The organism is Micromonospora sp. WMMC273, from assembly GCF_027460285.1.
Lineage (GTDB): Bacteria > Actinomycetota > Actinomycetes > Mycobacteriales > Micromonosporaceae > Micromonospora > Micromonospora aurantiaca.
The window spans coordinates 2,938,937-2,953,536 of sequence record NZ_JAPZBE010000001.1 but is presented as its reverse complement, the minus strand read 5'-3'; the positions used below and the strand labels follow the sequence as shown (position 1 = coordinate 2,953,536).

The following is a 14,600-nucleotide window of genomic DNA, read 5'->3' as shown; positions in this document are numbered from 1 at the left end:
GCAGGCTACCGGCGGTCCTGCCGGTGCCGCCGGACCATGCCCTCGGCCAGCGCCGCACCGTCCAGGTCACCGGCGGCCAGCCGGGTGGCGACGGTACGGCGCACCATCCGGTCCGCGAGGGCCGGAGCGTGGCGGGCCAGCGCCAGTTCGATCCGGCCGCGCCGGGTGGTGGCCACGTCCCGTGGCGCGCGCCGGGCGGTGGCGGCGCGCAGGATCGCCGCCACCACCCCCTCGACCGGCTCCGGGCGGGACACCCCGCTCAGCGACAGTCCGGCCGCCACCGTGCTGTCGTGGATCGGGGAGGCGACCATGCTCGGGTAGACGACGCTGACGCCGACGTGGGTGCCTACCTCGTGGCGCAACGCGTCGGCGTACGCGACGAGCGCCCGCTTGCTGACGCCGTACGCGGCTGCGAGGGGCAGCGGCAGCACCGCCATCCGGCTGGCCACGAAGATCACCCGGCCGCGGGCCGCCTCCAGGGCGGGCATCGCGGCGGCGGTGGTGCGCCAGGAGGCGAGCAGGTTCACCTCGATCTGGCGGCGTACCACCTCGTCCGGCGGCAGCTCGGCGGGCGCGGGCCCGCCCACCCCGGCGTTGTTGATCAGCAGGTCCAGCCCGCCGAGCCGGTCGACCGCTGCAGCCACCGCCGGTGGCGTCGCGGCCGGGTCGGTCAGGTCGACGCCGAGCACCGGCGGCGTGGCGTCGAGGTCGGCGTGCAGGTCCAGCCCGACCACCTGCGCGCCGGCGGCGGTCAGCGCCGCGCCCAGGTGCTGCCCGAACGTGCCCCGGGCGCCGGTGACCAGCACCCGCCGTCCGGCCAGCCCGCTGCCACGGACCGACGCGTCCACTCCGGCCCGCCCCTTGCCTGCCGCGCTCATCGTCCCGCTCCCGCGCGGCGCCGACCGGCGGCCAGTTCGCGGCCCAGCTCGGCCAGGTAGACGTCGAAGTCGACGCGCATGTGCGGGCGGCGCTGCCCCCACCGGGCGGTGGCGGCGCGCAGCTCGTCGCGGCAGGCGGCGGCCTGCCGGGCCGGGTCCGGTGGCGCCCAGGTGCCGGCCAGGCGCGCGGCCACCAGCCGGGCCTGCGCCTCGACCAGGGGGAACGCCGCGCCGGTGGACTGCATGAGCCCGACGAACGCCAGGCCAGGGGCGTCCAGGTGGAACACGTGCCGGTACAGCGGCAGCCGGTCGGCGCCGTCGCCGAGCAGCGCCGGGTCGAGGAACGGCATCTCGACCCGGTAGCCGGTGCACCAGACGACCAGGTCGACGTCGTCGTGGCGGCCGTCGGTGAACTCGACCCGGTCGCCGTCGAAGCGGGCGATGCCGGGCCGGGCCTGGATGTCGCCGTGGGTGAGCCGGGACAGCAGCGCGTCGGACAGCGTCGGGTGGTCCTGGAGGAAGCCGTGCGCCGGTGCTGGTAGCCCGTACCGGGTGGGCGGCCCGACCGCTGTGGTGATCATGGTCTGGCTGATCCGCTGGCGCAGCCGCCACGGCAGCCGGCGGGCCAGCGCGCCGTTGAGCGTGTCCGACGGGCGGCCGAGCAGGTACTTGGGTACCACCCAGACGCCGCGGCGCAGCGACAGCAGCGTCCGCGCGGCGGCGTACGAGGCGTCGACGGCGATGTCCATGGCGGAGTTGCCGCCGCCGACCACGAGGACACGGCGGCCGGCGAGCTGTTCCGGGCCGCGGTAGTCGTGGCTGTGCATCTGCTCGGCGGTGCACTCGCCCGGGTACGGCTCGGGCCGCTTCGGCACCCGGTTGTGCCCGTTGGCGACCACCACCGCCTCGACGTCGACAGCGACCGGGCCGTCCGGTCCGGTGGCCCGCACCCGCCAGCCGTCGCCGGTGCGGGTGACCCGGTCGACGGTGTGCCGCAGCCGTACCGCCTCGCGCAGCCCGAACCGGTCGGCGTAGTCGCCGAGGTAGCCCGCGATCCGGGTGTGGTCGGGGTAGTCCGGCCAGTCGGCGGGCATCGGGTGGTCGGCGAACTCGGTGCGTCCCCTGCTGGTGTTCAGGTGCAGCGTGCGGTACGCGGGCGAGCCGGGTGCGCCGTACACCCAGAGGCCGCCGAGCGTGTCGGCCGTCTCGAACGCGACGGCCGGGACACCGGCGTCGGCGAGCGCCTTGAGTGTGGCCAGGCCGGCGGCTCCGGCGCCGACGACAGCGACCCTGGGTGCGGCCATGCCCGCCTCCTTAATCCAACGACCGATGGATAATCCCCGGAGCGCGGGCCGGCGTCAAGGGCGGGTGCCTCCCGCGCCGCCGGCGTACAGCGCGTCGAGGAACCGGTGCACGAACGCCCGGAACTCCCGCCGCTCCCGCGCATCCGAGCCGGTCCCGGCGGCGAGCGCCACCACGTGCCCGTGCACCGCCCAGACCAGGGAACGCACCGTCACGTGCGGGGTCGGTTCGGTCAGGGCGCCCGCTCCGGACGCCGCCACCAGCAGCTCCTCGACCAGCCCGTACAGCGGGGCGGCGTAGCGGCGGTCCAGTTCGCCGTGCCGCTGCGGCTCCAGCCAGCGGCGCAGCCACAGCGCTGTCGTCTCCGGCCGGTCCTCCAGGAAGTCGACGAACACGTCCAGCAGGTCGTGCAGCGCGCGCAGCGCGTCCTGCGGGCCCGCCGCCAGGGCCGCCCGGGCGCGTTCCCCCGCCGCCTCGACGACCTGCCGCTCGGCGCTGAACACCCGGGCGAAGCAGGCGTCGTAGAGCTGCGCCTTGGTGCCGGTGTGGTGCACGACGGTGGCCGCGTCCACGCCCGCGGCGGCGGCGACGTCGCGGACGCTCACCGCGTCGAAGCCCCGCTCGGCGAACAACGCGGTGGCGGCGGCGAGCACCAGGTCACGGGTCGGCCGCTGGTCGTCGCGGCGGGGCCGACCGGGCCGGCGGCGGGGCATGGTCATCCGGCCATTGTTCCCCCTACAATCCAGCAACCGTTGGATTGGGGACGGCGTGCCCCGAGGACAGGAGACCGCCATGACCGGGCTGGATCAGCGCTCCGACGCGGTCACCCTGCCGCGCGGCCCGCTCGTCGGGTTCGCCACCGGCTCGCTCGGCATGGGCGTCTGGGTCACCGTGCCGGGGCTGCTGCTGCTCTACTTCCTGACCGACGTGCTGGCCGTCGCGCCGTGGCTCGCCGGGCTCACGCTGCTGCTGCCGAAGATCGCCGACGTGCTGCTGCACCCGTGGATCGGGCACCGCTGCGACGTCGAGCAGGCCCGCCGGGGCCACCGCCGCCGGCTGCTGCTGGCCGGATGTGTGCTGCCGCTGGCGTTCGCCGCGCTGTTCGCGGTGCCCGGCGGCCTCACCGGCGCCGCCGCGGCCGGCTGGGTGGCGGTGTTCTTCGTCGCCGGCAACCTACTGTTCGCCGCGTACCAGGTGCCCTACCTGGCGACCCCGGCGGACCTGCGGATCGGCTACCACGAGCGGACCCGGCTGATGGCGTTCCGGATGGTGGTGCTGACGCTCGGCATCCTGGTCTCCGGACTGCTCGCGCCGCTGCTGGCCGGCGGCGACGACGCCACACGCGACGGTTACCTGCGGATGGGCGTGGTGCTGGCGGCCGGGATGCTCGCCGCGATGCTGGTCGGCGTCGCCGGGATCGGCCGGTTGCGCCGTACCGCCGCCGACACGGCCCCGCCGCACGGCCCGGGCGGGTGGCGGGCGCTGGCGGCGAGCCTGCGGGACCGGCAGTTCCGCTGGCTGGTCGGCGCGTACCTGGCCATGTCCACCACCACCCACCTGGTGCTCGCCGGGGTGCCCTACTACGCCGAGTACGAGCTGGGCCGCCCCGGGCTCACGACGGTGCTGGTGGCCGCGTTCGTCGCACCGGCGCTGCTCGTCACGCCGGGCTGGCTGGCGGTGGCGCGGCGGATCGGCAAGCAACGCGCCCTGCTCGCCGCGCAGGCCGCGTTCGCCGCCGGGTCGCTGGTGCTGGCGATCGGCCGCCCCGCCGGGCTGCCGGTGCTGGTGGCCGCCGTGGCGGTGCTCGGGGTGGCGTTCGCCGGCATGCAACTGCTGCCATTCTCGATGCTGCCCGACGTGATCCGCGCGGCCGGCGGCACCGAGCGGGCCGGCACGTACACCGGGGTGTGGACCGCCACCGAGGCCACCGGTGCGGCGCTGGGTCCCTACGCGTACGCGCTGTGCCTCGCCGCCGGCGGGTTCGTGGCCTCGACCGCCGGGCAGAGCGTGACCCAGTCCCCGGCCGCGCTGGACGCGCTGCGCTACGGCTTCGGGTTGCTGCCCGCCGCCGTGATGGTGGTCGCGGTGCTGCTGCAACGCCGCTACACCCTCGACGGCGCGGCCCGCGCGGACGCGGCCCACTAGACTTCGCCCCCGATGGACGCCGAGCCCGCCACCGACACCCGACCCTGCGCCCACTGCGGACGCGACGTCCCGCAGCGCGTCGGCGCGGGCCGCCCGTTCCGCTACTGCCGGGACAACGACGGCGCCTGCCAGCGGGCCGCCCGCAACTCGCGGATGCGTCACCGCAACTCCCCCGGCCTGCCCGGGCAGGTGGCGCGCACCTGGGAGGCGGTGGACCGGCTCGATCAGATCGTGGAGACGCTCACCGAGGCGCTGCACGCCGAACTGTCCCCTGCCGGTGTGGAGCGGCAGCTCGCCGACCTGCGCGCGGAGACCGCCGCGCAGGTCGCCGCCGCGCACGCCGAACGCGACGAGGCCCGCCGTGAGGCCGAGGACGCGACCGCCGCGGCGGCCCGCGACCGGCAGCAGACCCAAGCCGCATACGCCGACCGCGACGCCGCCGCCGACCGCGCCGAACGGGCGCAGGCCACCGCGTCCGCCGCCGCCGAGCGGGCCGCCGCCGCGGAGGAAGCCCGCGACGCCGCGCGCGCCGAGGCGGGTGCCGCGCAGGCGCTGCGGGTGCAGGCCGAACGCGACCGCGACGCCGCCCGGCACGAATTGCGCACGGTACGCACCGAACGCGACGCCGAACGCCGCCGCGCGGCCGAGCTGACCGCCGAACGGGACGCCGCCCGGGCCGACGCCGAGCGGGCCACCCGCTCCGCCACCGAGGCCCTGGACCGGGCCGAACAGTCCCGCGCCGAGGCGCAGGCCGCCCAGGCCCGGGCCGGCGAGGCGGAACGCGCGGCCCGGGCCGCCGCCGAACGTGCCGACGCCGAGGCCGCCGCCGCGCGGCAAGCAGTCGCCGAGCGGGACCGCGCCGACGCGGCACGCGCCGACGCCGAGGCGGCACTGGAACGAGCCCACGCCGAGGCTGCCGGTTCCGTCGAGCGCGCCCGTGCCGACGTGGCCGCCGCCGTCGAGCAGGCTGCCGCCCGTACCGCCGAACGGGACGCGCTGGCCGCGGAGCTGGCCGACGCGCGGCGGGCGGCGAGCGCCGCGGAGGCCCGGGCGGCCGACCTGGCCGCGCGGACGGCGGTGATCGAGGCCGACCGGGACGCCGCGCAGCGCCGGGCCGGGCAGCTCGCCGACCAGGTCAGCGATCTGGCGACGGCGCTGGCGCGACTCGGTACGCGTACCGGCTGATGCCGCCACGGGCTGGGAACGGGGCAGCGCCACACCCGGGCCGGCGGCGAGGATCGGGGCATGGGAAAGACGTACGAGCGCATCGACGGCCGGCTGCGGGACTTCATCGAGGCGCAGCCGATGTTCTTCGTGGCCACCGCCCCGCTGTCCGGTGACGGCACCGTCAACCTGTCCCCGAAGGGGCTGCGCGGCTGCTTCGCGGTGCTCGACGAGCACACCGTGGCGTACCTCGACTTCGCCGGCAGCAACGCCGAGACCATCGCCCACCTGCGGGAGAACGGCCGGATCACGCTGATGTGGTGCGCGTTCGCCGGCCCGCCGAACATCGTGCGGGTGCACGGCCGAGGCGAGCCGGTGTTCCGCGACGACCCGCGCTGGCCCGGCCTGCTGACCCGCTTCCCGGACATCGACCCGGGCCCGCACGGCCTGCGGGCCATCATCGTGGTGCGCGCCGAGCTGGTCCGCGACACCTGCGGCTACGCGGTGCCGTTCATGACCTACGACGCCGACCGTGACCTGCACGAACGGCGGTTCTCCCGGGAGGACGACGCGTCGCTGAGCGCATACTTCGCCGGCAAGGACCACGTCGCCACCAGCATCGACGGGCTGCCCGGCCTGCCGCTGCCGCTGCCGCCGACCCCGGCGGGCTGAGCGCGGTCAGTGGATGCCGGCCATCAGGTGCCGGATCTGGCGGGTGAACATCACCGCGGCCAGGCCCAGCACCACCGAGGCCAGCCCGAAGGTCAGGAAGTACACCGGCTGGGACCACGTGCCGGCCAGCCGGGCCACCTGGCCGCCGATGGCGTCGCCGACGGCGGTGGCGAGGAACCACAGGCCCAGCATCTGGCTCGCGTACTTCACCGGGGCGAGTTTCGTGGTGGCGGACAGGCCGACCGGGCTCAGGGACAGCTCACCGGCGACCTGGACCGCGTACACCGCGACGAGCCACAGCGGTGAGACCAGGTCGCCGCCGACGGCGGCCTGCGCGGCGGCGGCCATCAGTACGAACGACAGGCCGTTGAGTACCAGGCCGACGGCGAACTTCGTGGGCGTGGACACCCGGTGGCCGAGTTTGAGCCACAGCGCGGCGGCCAGCGGCGCGCCGATGATGATGAGGATCGGATTCACCGACTGCAACCAGGACGCCGGGAACGTGAACCCGCCCACCGACCTGTCGGTCTGGTCGGCGGCGAAGATGTTCAGCACCGACCCGGCCTGGTCGTAGATGAGCCAGAACGAGGCGGCGAACAGGAACAGCCACACGTACGCCTTCATCCGGCTGCGTTCGGTGTCGCTGATCTCCCGGTCGGTGAGGATCCGCGCGAAGTAGCCGACGGTGACCAGCACCGTCACCACTGTGAGCAGGTTGACCACCGTGTCGACGGTGAACCAGCCGGCCACCAGCAGCACCAGCAGGACGGCGAGCACCACCACCGATGCCACGCCGATGCGGGTCAGCGCGCGCCGCCGGTCGGCGCCCAGCAGCGGGTCCGCCGGACGCGCGCCGGCGTCACCGAGGTTGCGGCGGCCCAGCACGTACTGGAGCACGCCGAAGGTCATGCCGACCGCGGCGGCGCCGAACCCCAGATGCCAGTTGATCTTCTCGCCGAGGAAGCCGGTGATCAGTGGCGCGATGAACGCGCCCAGGTTGATGCCCATGTAGAAGATGGAGAACCCGGCGTCGCGGCGCGGCGAGTCCCGTTCGTACAGGTCACCGACCATGGTGGAGATGTTCGGTTTGAGCAGGCCGGTGCCGAGCACGATCAGCGCCATGCCGGCGAACACGCTCCACCCGGCAGGGATCGCCATCACGTAGTGACCGGCGGCGATCACCACGCCGCCCCACAGCACGCTGCGCCGCGCGCCGATCAGCCGGTCGGCGACCCAGCCGCCGGGCAGCGCCATCAGGTAGACCATGGCGTTGTAGGTGCCGTACACCGCGTTGGCGCTGGACTCGCCGAGGTCCAGTCCGCCGTCGGCGACCGCGGCGGTCAGGTACAGCACGAGGATCGCCCGCATGCCGTAGAAGCTGAACCGCTCCCACATCTCGGTGAGGAAGAGCGTGGACAGCGCGCGGGGGTGACCGAAGAAGGTCTTCCCGGCTGGTGGTCGGGCCCCGACCGGCGCGTCACTGCTCATCGTCACCTCCGGCACGCAAACAGGTGGGTAACATCCCCGTTGACAGGCGAAACACTCCACCGATTCGGCCCGGCCGGGGACGACCCCGCCGGGCAGCTGTCATGGCCGGTTACCCTTGACACTCCCGACCCGCGTACGGCCCTGCCGCGTGGGCCGGGAATGGGCGAGCGGTGACCGGCCGTTACACCTGAAGACCAGCACCACGAACGAGGGGAAGTCGATCATGGGCGAGCGCATGCTGCGCGGTAGCCGGCTGGGAGCGGTCAGCTACGAGTCCGACCGCAACACGGAGCTCGCGCCGCGCCAGACCCGCGAGTACCTCTGCGCCAAGGGCCACCAGTTCGAGGTGCCGTTCGCCGTCGACGCCGAGGTCCCGACGACCTGGGAGTGCAAGTTCGACGGCAGCGTCGCCCGCCTGGTCGACGGCACCGAGCCGGAGCAGAAGAAGGCCAAGCCGCCGCGTACCCACTGGGACATGCTGCTGGAGCGGCGCTCGATCGCCGAGCTGGAGGACATCCTCGCCGAGCGGCTCCAGGAGGTCCGGACCCGCCGCGGTCGTGCCTGACCGTCCGTAACGCGCCGAAACGCCCCCGGGATCACCCGGGGGCGTTGTCGTTGCCCGGGCGAAGCCCCGCCAGTTCGGGGAGGTGGCGGTATCGCACGCGCTCTGATGCCGCCACCTCCCCGAACTGGTGTCGATCAAGCGAGCGGGGTGGCGGGGCGCGCGTCAGCGGTCGACGATCTCGCCCTCGATGGCCTTGCCCGGGTCGGTGACCGGCTGCGGCGACGGCACGGGACCAGGCGACGGGGCCGGAGCGGGCTCCGGGGTCGGCTGCGGCGCACCCCGGTACACACGCACCCGGCGCGGCCCGAACAGGTCACCGGCGACCATCGACGACACCCGCCGCTCGGTGGCCCGGCGCACCCCGCCACCGGCCAGCCGGCGCAGCGGCGGGACCAGCAACAGCAGGCCCACCACGCCGCTGACCAGGCCCGGCATAGCCAGCAGCAGCGCACCCAGCAGACCGACGAGGCCGTCTGTCACCTCGGCACCCGGCGGCCGGCCGGCCTGCGCCGCCGCGCGGAAACCGCGCCACGCCCGCATGCCCTCGCGGCGCAGCAGCACCAGCCCCAGCAGGGACGCCCCGAACACCAGCAGCACCGCCGCGCCGAACCCGACGGCCCGGCCGACCAGCACGAAAACGGTCAGCTCCAGCAGCGCGAACAGCAGCAGGGCCGGTGGTACGTACTTCAGTCCTCGGCGCATCTCACCTCATCAGCCCGGGGTCATCACGCCCCTCAAGCATGACACGCCCTCGCTCAAGGCCAGCGCGCGAGCGCGTCCGGGCGGGCAGGAGCGGTCGCCAGGCGGTCCCGCACCCCCCAGCGGGTGACCCGCCACAACGCCTCCGCCACGATCAGCGGGCTCATCTTGCTGTCGCCGTGTTCCCGCTCGGCGAACGTGATCGGCACCTCCACGATCCGGACCCCGGCGCGGTGCGCCAGCCGCGACAGCTCCACCTGGAACGCGTACCCCTGAGACCGCACCGAATCCAGGTCGATCGCGTCCAGCGCACTGGACCGGTACACCCGGTAGCCGCCGGTGGCGTCGCTGACCGGCATGCCCAGCGCCAGCCGCGCGTACAGGTTGCCGACCCGGGACAGCAGCAGCCGCCGCCACGGCCAGTTCAGCACCCGCGCGCCGCGCGTCCACCGGGAGCCGATCACCACGTCGGCGTCGCGGGCGGCGTGCAGCAGCGCCGGCAGATCCTCCGGGGCGTGCGAGCCGTCGGCGTCCATCTCCACCACCGCGTCGTAGCCGCGGGAGCGCGCCCAGGCGAACCCGGCCAGGTAGGCCGCGCCGAGTCCTTCCTTGCCGGCCCGGTGCAGCACGTGCACCCCGGGGTCGCCGTCGGCGATCGTGTCGGCGATCGCGCCGGTGCCGTCGGGGCTGTTGTCGTCGGCGACGAGGACGTCCACCGCCGGTGCCGCCTCGCGTACCCGGGCGACGATGCGCCCGACGTTGTCGGCCTCGTTGTAGGTGGGGATGACCACCAGGACCCGCCCCACCCCGGGATGGCCGACCGTCCGCCTGTCGGCTGCCACGCCCACCGTCGCACCGCCTCTCGTCGGCTCAGCCGGGAGCGACCTCCCGGCGGCGGCGCAGCACGGCCGCGCCGGCCAGGGCCGCGACCGCCAGCGCCGTCAGCGCCACCTCCGGCCACACCCCGGCCGTGGTCGCCGGGGTACGCCCGTCACCGAGTTCCATCTGCCGCACCACCACCGCGGCGGTGTTGAACCCGGTCGCACCGTCTACCCGCCCGTCCGGGGAAACGAACCCGGACACACCGACAGTGGATGCCATCAACGCGGCCCGGCCGTGCTCCACGGCCCGCAGCCGCACCATCGCCAGCTGCTGGCGGGCCTCGGCCACGTCGAACGTGGCGTTGTTCGTCTGCACCACCAGCAGCTGCGCGCCGCCGGTGACGGTGTCCCGGACGATGCCGTCGTAGGCGACCTCGAAGCAGATCACGTCGCCGAGCACGGCCGGGCCGGTGTTCAGCACGCCGGGACGGTCACCGGCTACGAAATCGGACCGGACCCGGTCGACCTGGGAGCTGACCTTGCGGGCGATGGAGCGCAGCGGCACGTACTCGGCGAACGGCACCGGATGCCGCTTCGTGTACACCTGGTCCAGATCCGGGCCGGTGCCCGGCCGCCACAGCAGCCCCGCGTTGCGCACCTCACCCGGCCCGGGCCCGACCAGCACCGCGCCGACCAGGATCGGCGCGCCGATCGCGTCGGCGGCCTGGGAGATCCGCTCCCCCGCGCCCGGGTTGCGCAGCGGGTCGATGTCGCTGGAGTTCTCCGGCCACACCACCACGTCCGGACGGTCCTGGCCGCCCTCGGCGACCCGCCGCGCCAGCTCCAGCGTCGCGTCGACGTGGTTGTTCAGCACCGCCTGCCGCTGGGCGTTGAAGTCCAGCCCGAGGCGCGGCACGTTGCCCTGCACGATCGCGACGGTGACGGTGTCGCCCGCGCCGCGTACCCCGGTCGGCACGGCCGTGCCGGCGGCGAGCAGCGCCACCAGCGCGGCGGTGAGCCCGGCGACCGGCCGCCACTGCCCGGGCGCACGCCGCCAGTCCCGCCACGCGGCGGTGACCAGCAGCCCACCGGCGACCGCGACGGCGAACGTGACCAGCGGAGCGCCGCCGAGCGCGGCGAGCTTCAGCAGCGGCGACGTGTCCTGGCTGAACGCCAGCCGGCCCCACGGGAACCCGCCGAACGGGGTGCGGTCACGCAGCGCCTCCTGCCCCACCCACAGCACACCGGTGAGCAGCGGCCACGACGCCCGGTGCCGGTCGGCCAGCGGCGACACCCAGGCGGTGGCGGCGCCCAGCAGCGCCAGGTACGCGGCCTGCAGCAGCGACAGCAGAGCCCACGGCAGGTAGCCGGTGTGCAGGTTCGTCCACTCCAGCAGCGGCGCGAACAGCGCCACCCCGGTCAGGAAGCCCAGTCCCGCGCCGGCGCGCAGCCGGCGCCGGTGCGCCGCGGCGGCCAGCAACGCCACCCCGACCGGCGCGAGCGGCCACATCCCGTACGGTGGGAACGCCAGCAGCAGCGCCAGCCCGGCCAGCACGGCGGCCGGCACGGCGAGCGTCAGCGGCAGGGGACGCGCCCCCTCGGCGATGGTGCGCGACTGCTCCTGCTCCAGCGTCGTCACCGGCTTCTCCCCACGATCACGGGCCGAAGGCTACCCGCCCGTACCGGCGGGCGGCCGAACCGGTGTGGGGCGTGCCACCGGCGCGGCGGGAACAGGCGACAATCGGGCGCATGCGGTTCGGTGTGCTCGGCGCGACCCAGGCGTACGCGGCCGACGGCAGCGTGCTGCCCGTCGCCGGTGGGCGGCTGCGCGCGCTGCTGGTGCTGCTGCTGCTCGACGCGGACCGCACCGTGGCGCCGCAGCGCCTCGTCGACGGCGTGTACGGCGACCGGCCGCCCGAACAGGCCGCGAACGCCCTCCAGTCGCAGGTGTCGCGGCTGCGGCGGCTGCTGCCGGACGCGCACATCGAGTTCGGTCCGGCCGGCTACCGGCTGGCGGTCGACCCGCAGCGCGTCGACGTGCACCGGTTCACCGGGCTGGCCGCGGCCGGGCGGGCGGCGCTCGCCGCCGGTGATCCGGCCGGCGCGGCGGCGCTGCTGCGCGACGCGCTCGGGCTGTGGCGCGGCGAACCCCTCGCGGACGTGACCGGCGCGCCGTTCGCCGACGCCGAGGCGGCCCGGCTGCGGCAGGCGCGGCTGGCCGCGGTCGAGGACCGGGTCGAGGCGGAGCTGGCGCTGGCGCCAGCCGGGGCGCCGCTGATCGCCGAGCTGCGGGACCTGGTGGCGGCGCATCCGCTGCGGGAACGGCTGTACGGGCAGCTGATGCGGGCCCTGCACGGTGCCGGCCGCCGCGCCGAGGCGCTCGCCGTCTACGCCGATGCCCGCCGGGTGCTGGCCGAGGAACTGGGCACCGACCCGTCGGCGGAACTGGCCGCGCTGCACACGGCGCTGCTGCGCGACGAGCCCGCGCCGGCCGTCCGGCTGCCCAGCCCGCTCACCAGCTTCGTCGGCCGGGAACCGGAGCTACGGCGGGTGCACGAACTGCTCGGCGCGGCGCGGCTGGTCACCCTGCACGGCCCGGGCGGCGCCGGCAAGACCCGCCTGGCCACCACCGTCGCGTCCGGCCGCGACGGGCCGGTGTGCCTGGTGGAGCTGACCGCCGTGGCCACCGGCGCGCCGGTCGCGCCCGCGGTGCTGGCCGCGCTGGACCTGCGCGACGCCGCCCTGCGCACCCCCGGCGGCCCCGCCGACCTGACCGGCCGGCTGGTGGCGGCGCTGGCCGACCGGCGGCTGCTGCTGGTGCTGGACAACTGCGAGCACGTGATCGACGACGCGGCCCGGCTGGCCGGCCGGCTGCTCGCCGCCGCGCCCGGACTGCGGGTGCTCGCCACCAGCCGGGAACCGCTGGGCCTCACCGGCGAGGCGTTGTGCCCGGTCGGTGGGCTGCCCGCCCCGGACGGGCCGGCCGCGCCGCAGGCGGCTGCCGCGTACCCGGCGGTGCGGCTGTTCACCGACCGCGCCGCCGACGTGTCGCCCGGGTTCACCCTCGACGACGCCACCACCCCGGCGGTGCTGCGGATCTGCCGTACCCTCGACGGGCTGCCGCTGGCCCTGGAGCTGGCCGCGGCGCGGCTGCGGGCCCTGCCGGTGACGCAGGTCGCGGCCCGGCTCGACGACCGGTTCCGGCTGCTGCGCCGCGGCGACCGCACCGCGGCGCCCCGCCACCGCACGCTGGAGGCGGTCGTCGGGTGGAGCTGGGACCTGCTCGACGAGCCGGAGCGGCGGCTGGCCGCCCGGATGAGCGTGTTCGCCGGCGCCGCCGACCTGGCCGCCGTGCAGGCGGTGTGCGCGCCGGACGCCGGTGACGTCCTGGACGTGCTTACCGGCCTGGTGGACAAGTCGCTGGTGGAGGCCACCGGCGGGCGCTACCGGATGCTGGAGACGATCCGCGAGTTCGCGGCGGCCCGGCTGGCCGAGCACGGCGACACCGGGCGGGTGCGCGACGCGCATGCCGCGTACTTCCTGGATCTGGCACAGGCCGGCGACGCGGCGCTGCGCGGCGGTGGTCAGGAGCGGTGGCTGCGCCGCCTCGACGCCGCCCGCGACGACCTGCACGCGGCGCTGCGACACGCGGACACCGCGACCGGGTTGCGGCTGGTCGCGGCGCTGGCGTTCTACTGGTGGCTGCGGGGCCTGCGCGGGGAGGGCGCGGCGCTGGCCCGGCGGCTGGTCGACCGGCTCGGCGGCCCGCCCGACGGCCTGGCCGAGGAGTACGCGCTGGCCCTGCTGGTCGCCACGCTCGCCGGCGGCGGCGAGCGCGGCGACGTGGACGCCGCGTCGCGGATCCTGTGGACCCTGGCCCGGCCGCCCCGGCATCCGTTCCTGCTCTACCTGTCCGGCATGGCCAGCGGCCCGCCGTCGCCGCAGGACGCGGCGGCGCTGCACGAGCAGGCCGTCCGGGACCGGCTGCTCGGCACCGACCCGTGGAGCCGGGCGCTGGGCCGCCTGGGCACCGCGATGGTCAGTCTGCTGCACGGCCGTCACGCCCAGGCCCACGCCGACCTGGACGGCGCGCTCGCCGGTTTCCGGGCCCTCGACGACCGCTGGGGCATGATCGTGACGCTGTCCACCCACGCCGAGGCCGCCTACCGCACCGGTGACGTCGCGTCGGCGGCCGCGCCGATGGCGGAGGCGCTGGAGCTGGCCGAGCAGCTCGGCTCCACGCTGGACCTGGCGGAACTGCTGCGGACCCGCGCCGACGGGCGGCTCGCCGCCGGTGACCTGACCGGCGCGGCCGAGGACTTCCGGCGGGTGCGGCGCATCGCCGGGCCGGCCGGCGCGCCGGAGCTGGTCGCCGCCGCGTACCTGGGGCTCGGCGAGATCGCCCGCCGTGACGGCGACCCGCAGCGGGCACGGACGTTGTGCGAGCGGGCGGTCGCGGAGTGCCCGTCGGGCTGGTTCGGCGCCGATGTGGTGCGGCTCGCGGCGCTGGTGACGCTCGGGCAGCTCGCCGACGCCACCGGCGACCCGGCCGGGGCCCGCGCCCACTACCGGCAGGTCCTCACCGCCGGTGTCGGGGTGTGGGACGTGCCGGTGGTGGCCGCCGCCGCGGACGGGCTGGCCGGGCCGCTGCTGCGCGACGGCGATCCCGAGTCGGCGGCCCGGCTGCTGGGCGCGGCGGCGGCGCTGCTGGCCGGCACCGGCGCGGCCGACGCCCCGGCCGGCACACCCACCGCCGCCGAGCTGCGGGAACACCTGGGTGAGGCGGCGTTCGCCACCGCGTACGCCCGGGGTGCGGACCTGCCCCGGCAGCGGGCGCTGGCACTGGTCGACGGGCGCTGACCGGCG

Annotated in this window: 12 protein-coding genes; 5 read left to right on the top strand and 7 right to left on the bottom strand. The window is 76.0% G+C overall.

Annotated elements, in window-relative coordinates:
* Window positions 1–5 precede the first annotated feature (5 nt).
* The 3 genes from O7611_RS13725 to O7611_RS13715 are packed head-to-tail and all read right to left on the bottom strand — an operon-like array spanning window position 6 to window position 2,899.
* Window positions 6–878 (bottom strand): SDR family NAD(P)-dependent oxidoreductase, encoded by an 873-nt coding sequence (locus tag O7611_RS13725; RefSeq protein WP_194802525.1) that lies wholly within the window; start codon window positions 876–878, stop codon window positions 6–8.
* The gene (locus tag O7611_RS13720; RefSeq protein WP_194802524.1) at window positions 875–2,182 is read right to left on the bottom strand and encodes a flavin-containing monooxygenase; all 1,308 of its coding nucleotides are present in this window, start codon (window positions 2,180–2,182) and stop codon (window positions 875–877) included. The genes O7611_RS13725 and O7611_RS13720 overlap by 4 nt, the downstream gene beginning before the upstream one ends.
* 54 nt (window positions 2,183–2,236) lie before the next feature.
* Entirely contained in the window at window positions 2,237–2,899 is a 663-nt protein-coding gene (locus tag O7611_RS13715) for a TetR/AcrR family transcriptional regulator (protein ID WP_228532688.1), read from the bottom strand.
* Window positions 2,900–2,972: 73 nt separating this feature from the next.
* Here O7611_RS13715 and O7611_RS13710 point away from each other — a divergent pair, with 73 nt between their 5' ends.
* The 3 genes from O7611_RS13710 to O7611_RS13700 are packed head-to-tail and all read left to right on the top strand — an operon-like array spanning window position 2,973 to window position 6,161.
* The gene (locus O7611_RS13710; protein WP_269696968.1) at window positions 2,973–4,325 is read left to right on the top strand and encodes an MFS transporter; all 1,353 of its coding nucleotides are present in this window, start codon (window positions 2,973–2,975) and stop codon (window positions 4,323–4,325) included.
* Window positions 4,326–4,337: 12 nt separating this feature from the next.
* On the top strand, window positions 4,338–5,510 hold the full coding sequence (locus tag O7611_RS13705; protein WP_269696967.1) for a hypothetical protein: 1,173 nt from the start codon (window positions 4,338–4,340) through the stop codon (window positions 5,508–5,510).
* A gap of 60 nt (window positions 5,511–5,570) precedes the next feature.
* Window positions 5,571–6,161 carry a pyridoxamine 5'-phosphate oxidase family protein gene (locus O7611_RS13700; RefSeq protein WP_194802521.1) on the top strand — a complete coding sequence of 197 codons (591 nt, stop codon included), beginning with the start codon at window positions 5,571–5,573 and terminating at the stop codon, window positions 6,159–6,161.
* A gap of 6 nt (window positions 6,162–6,167) precedes the next feature.
* Here O7611_RS13700 and O7611_RS13695 read toward each other — a convergent pair whose 3' ends face one another.
* Window positions 6,168–7,649, bottom strand: a complete 1,482-nt coding sequence (locus O7611_RS13695; RefSeq protein WP_194802520.1) for a peptide MFS transporter — start codon at window positions 7,647–7,649, stop codon at window positions 6,168–6,170.
* A gap of 223 nt (window positions 7,650–7,872) precedes the next feature.
* Here O7611_RS13695 and O7611_RS13690 point away from each other — a divergent pair, with 223 nt between their 5' ends.
* Window positions 7,873–8,214, top strand: a complete 342-nt coding sequence (locus O7611_RS13690) for an RNA polymerase-binding protein RbpA (protein WP_007070998.1) — start codon at window positions 7,873–7,875, stop codon at window positions 8,212–8,214.
* Between the two features lie 162 nt (window positions 8,215–8,376).
* Here the strand turns inward: O7611_RS13690 and O7611_RS13685 are convergent, their stop codons facing one another.
* From O7611_RS13685 to lnt, 3 genes are read right to left on the bottom strand one after another with little or no spacing between them, the layout of a single operon-like run.
* Window positions 8,377–8,916 carry an FxsA family protein gene (locus O7611_RS13685; RefSeq protein ID WP_194802519.1) on the bottom strand — a complete coding sequence of 180 codons (540 nt, stop codon included), beginning with the start codon at window positions 8,914–8,916 and terminating at the stop codon, window positions 8,377–8,379.
* A 53-nt stretch (window positions 8,917–8,969) separates the two neighbouring features.
* Window positions 8,970–9,761, bottom strand: coding sequence for a polyprenol monophosphomannose synthase (locus O7611_RS13680; RefSeq protein WP_194802518.1), 792 nt, complete (start codon window positions 9,759–9,761; stop codon window positions 8,970–8,972).
* Window positions 9,762–9,783: 22 nt separating this feature from the next.
* Window positions 9,784–11,373, bottom strand: coding sequence for an apolipoprotein N-acyltransferase (lnt, locus tag O7611_RS13675; RefSeq protein WP_194802517.1), 1,590 nt, complete (start codon window positions 11,371–11,373; stop codon window positions 9,784–9,786).
* A 110-nt stretch (window positions 11,374–11,483) separates the two neighbouring features.
* Between lnt and O7611_RS13670 the strand changes: the two genes are divergently transcribed.
* Entirely contained in the window at window positions 11,484–14,594 is a 3,111-nt protein-coding gene (locus O7611_RS13670) for an ATP-binding protein (RefSeq protein WP_269696966.1), read from the top strand.
* Window positions 14,595–14,600: the final 6 nt, after the last annotated feature.

Bases quoted from the DNA above. Each gene is read 5' to 3' on its own strand.
- O7611_RS13670 (WP_269696966.1), top strand. From the start codon at position 11,484: ATGCGGTTCGGTGTGCTCGGCGCGACCCAGGCGTACGCGGCCGACGGC.
- O7611_RS13710 (WP_269696968.1), top strand. From the start codon at position 2,973: ATGACCGGGCTGGATCAGCGCTCCGACGCGGTCACCCTGCCGCGCGGC.
- O7611_RS13705 (WP_269696967.1), top strand. From the start codon at position 4,338: ATGGACGCCGAGCCCGCCACCGACACCCGACCCTGCGCCCACTGCGGA.
- O7611_RS13685 (WP_194802519.1), bottom strand. From the start codon at position 8,916: ATGCGCCGAGGACTGAAGTACGTACCACCGGCCCTGCTGCTGTTCGCG.
- O7611_RS13725 (WP_194802525.1), bottom strand. From the start codon at position 878: ATGAGCGCGGCAGGCAAGGGGCGGGCCGGAGTGGACGCGTCGGTCCGT.
- O7611_RS13700 (WP_194802521.1), top strand. From the start codon at position 5,571: ATGGGAAAGACGTACGAGCGCATCGACGGCCGGCTGCGGGACTTCATC.
- O7611_RS13720 (WP_194802524.1), bottom strand. From the start codon at position 2,182: ATGGCCGCACCCAGGGTCGCTGTCGTCGGCGCCGGAGCCGCCGGCCTG.
- O7611_RS13715 (WP_228532688.1), bottom strand. From the start codon at position 2,899: ATGACCATGCCCCGCCGCCGGCCCGGTCGGCCCCGCCGCGACGACCAG.
- O7611_RS13690 (WP_007070998.1), top strand. From the start codon at position 7,873: ATGGGCGAGCGCATGCTGCGCGGTAGCCGGCTGGGAGCGGTCAGCTAC.
- O7611_RS13695 (WP_194802520.1), bottom strand. From the start codon at position 7,649: ATGAGCAGTGACGCGCCGGTCGGGGCCCGACCACCAGCCGGGAAGACC.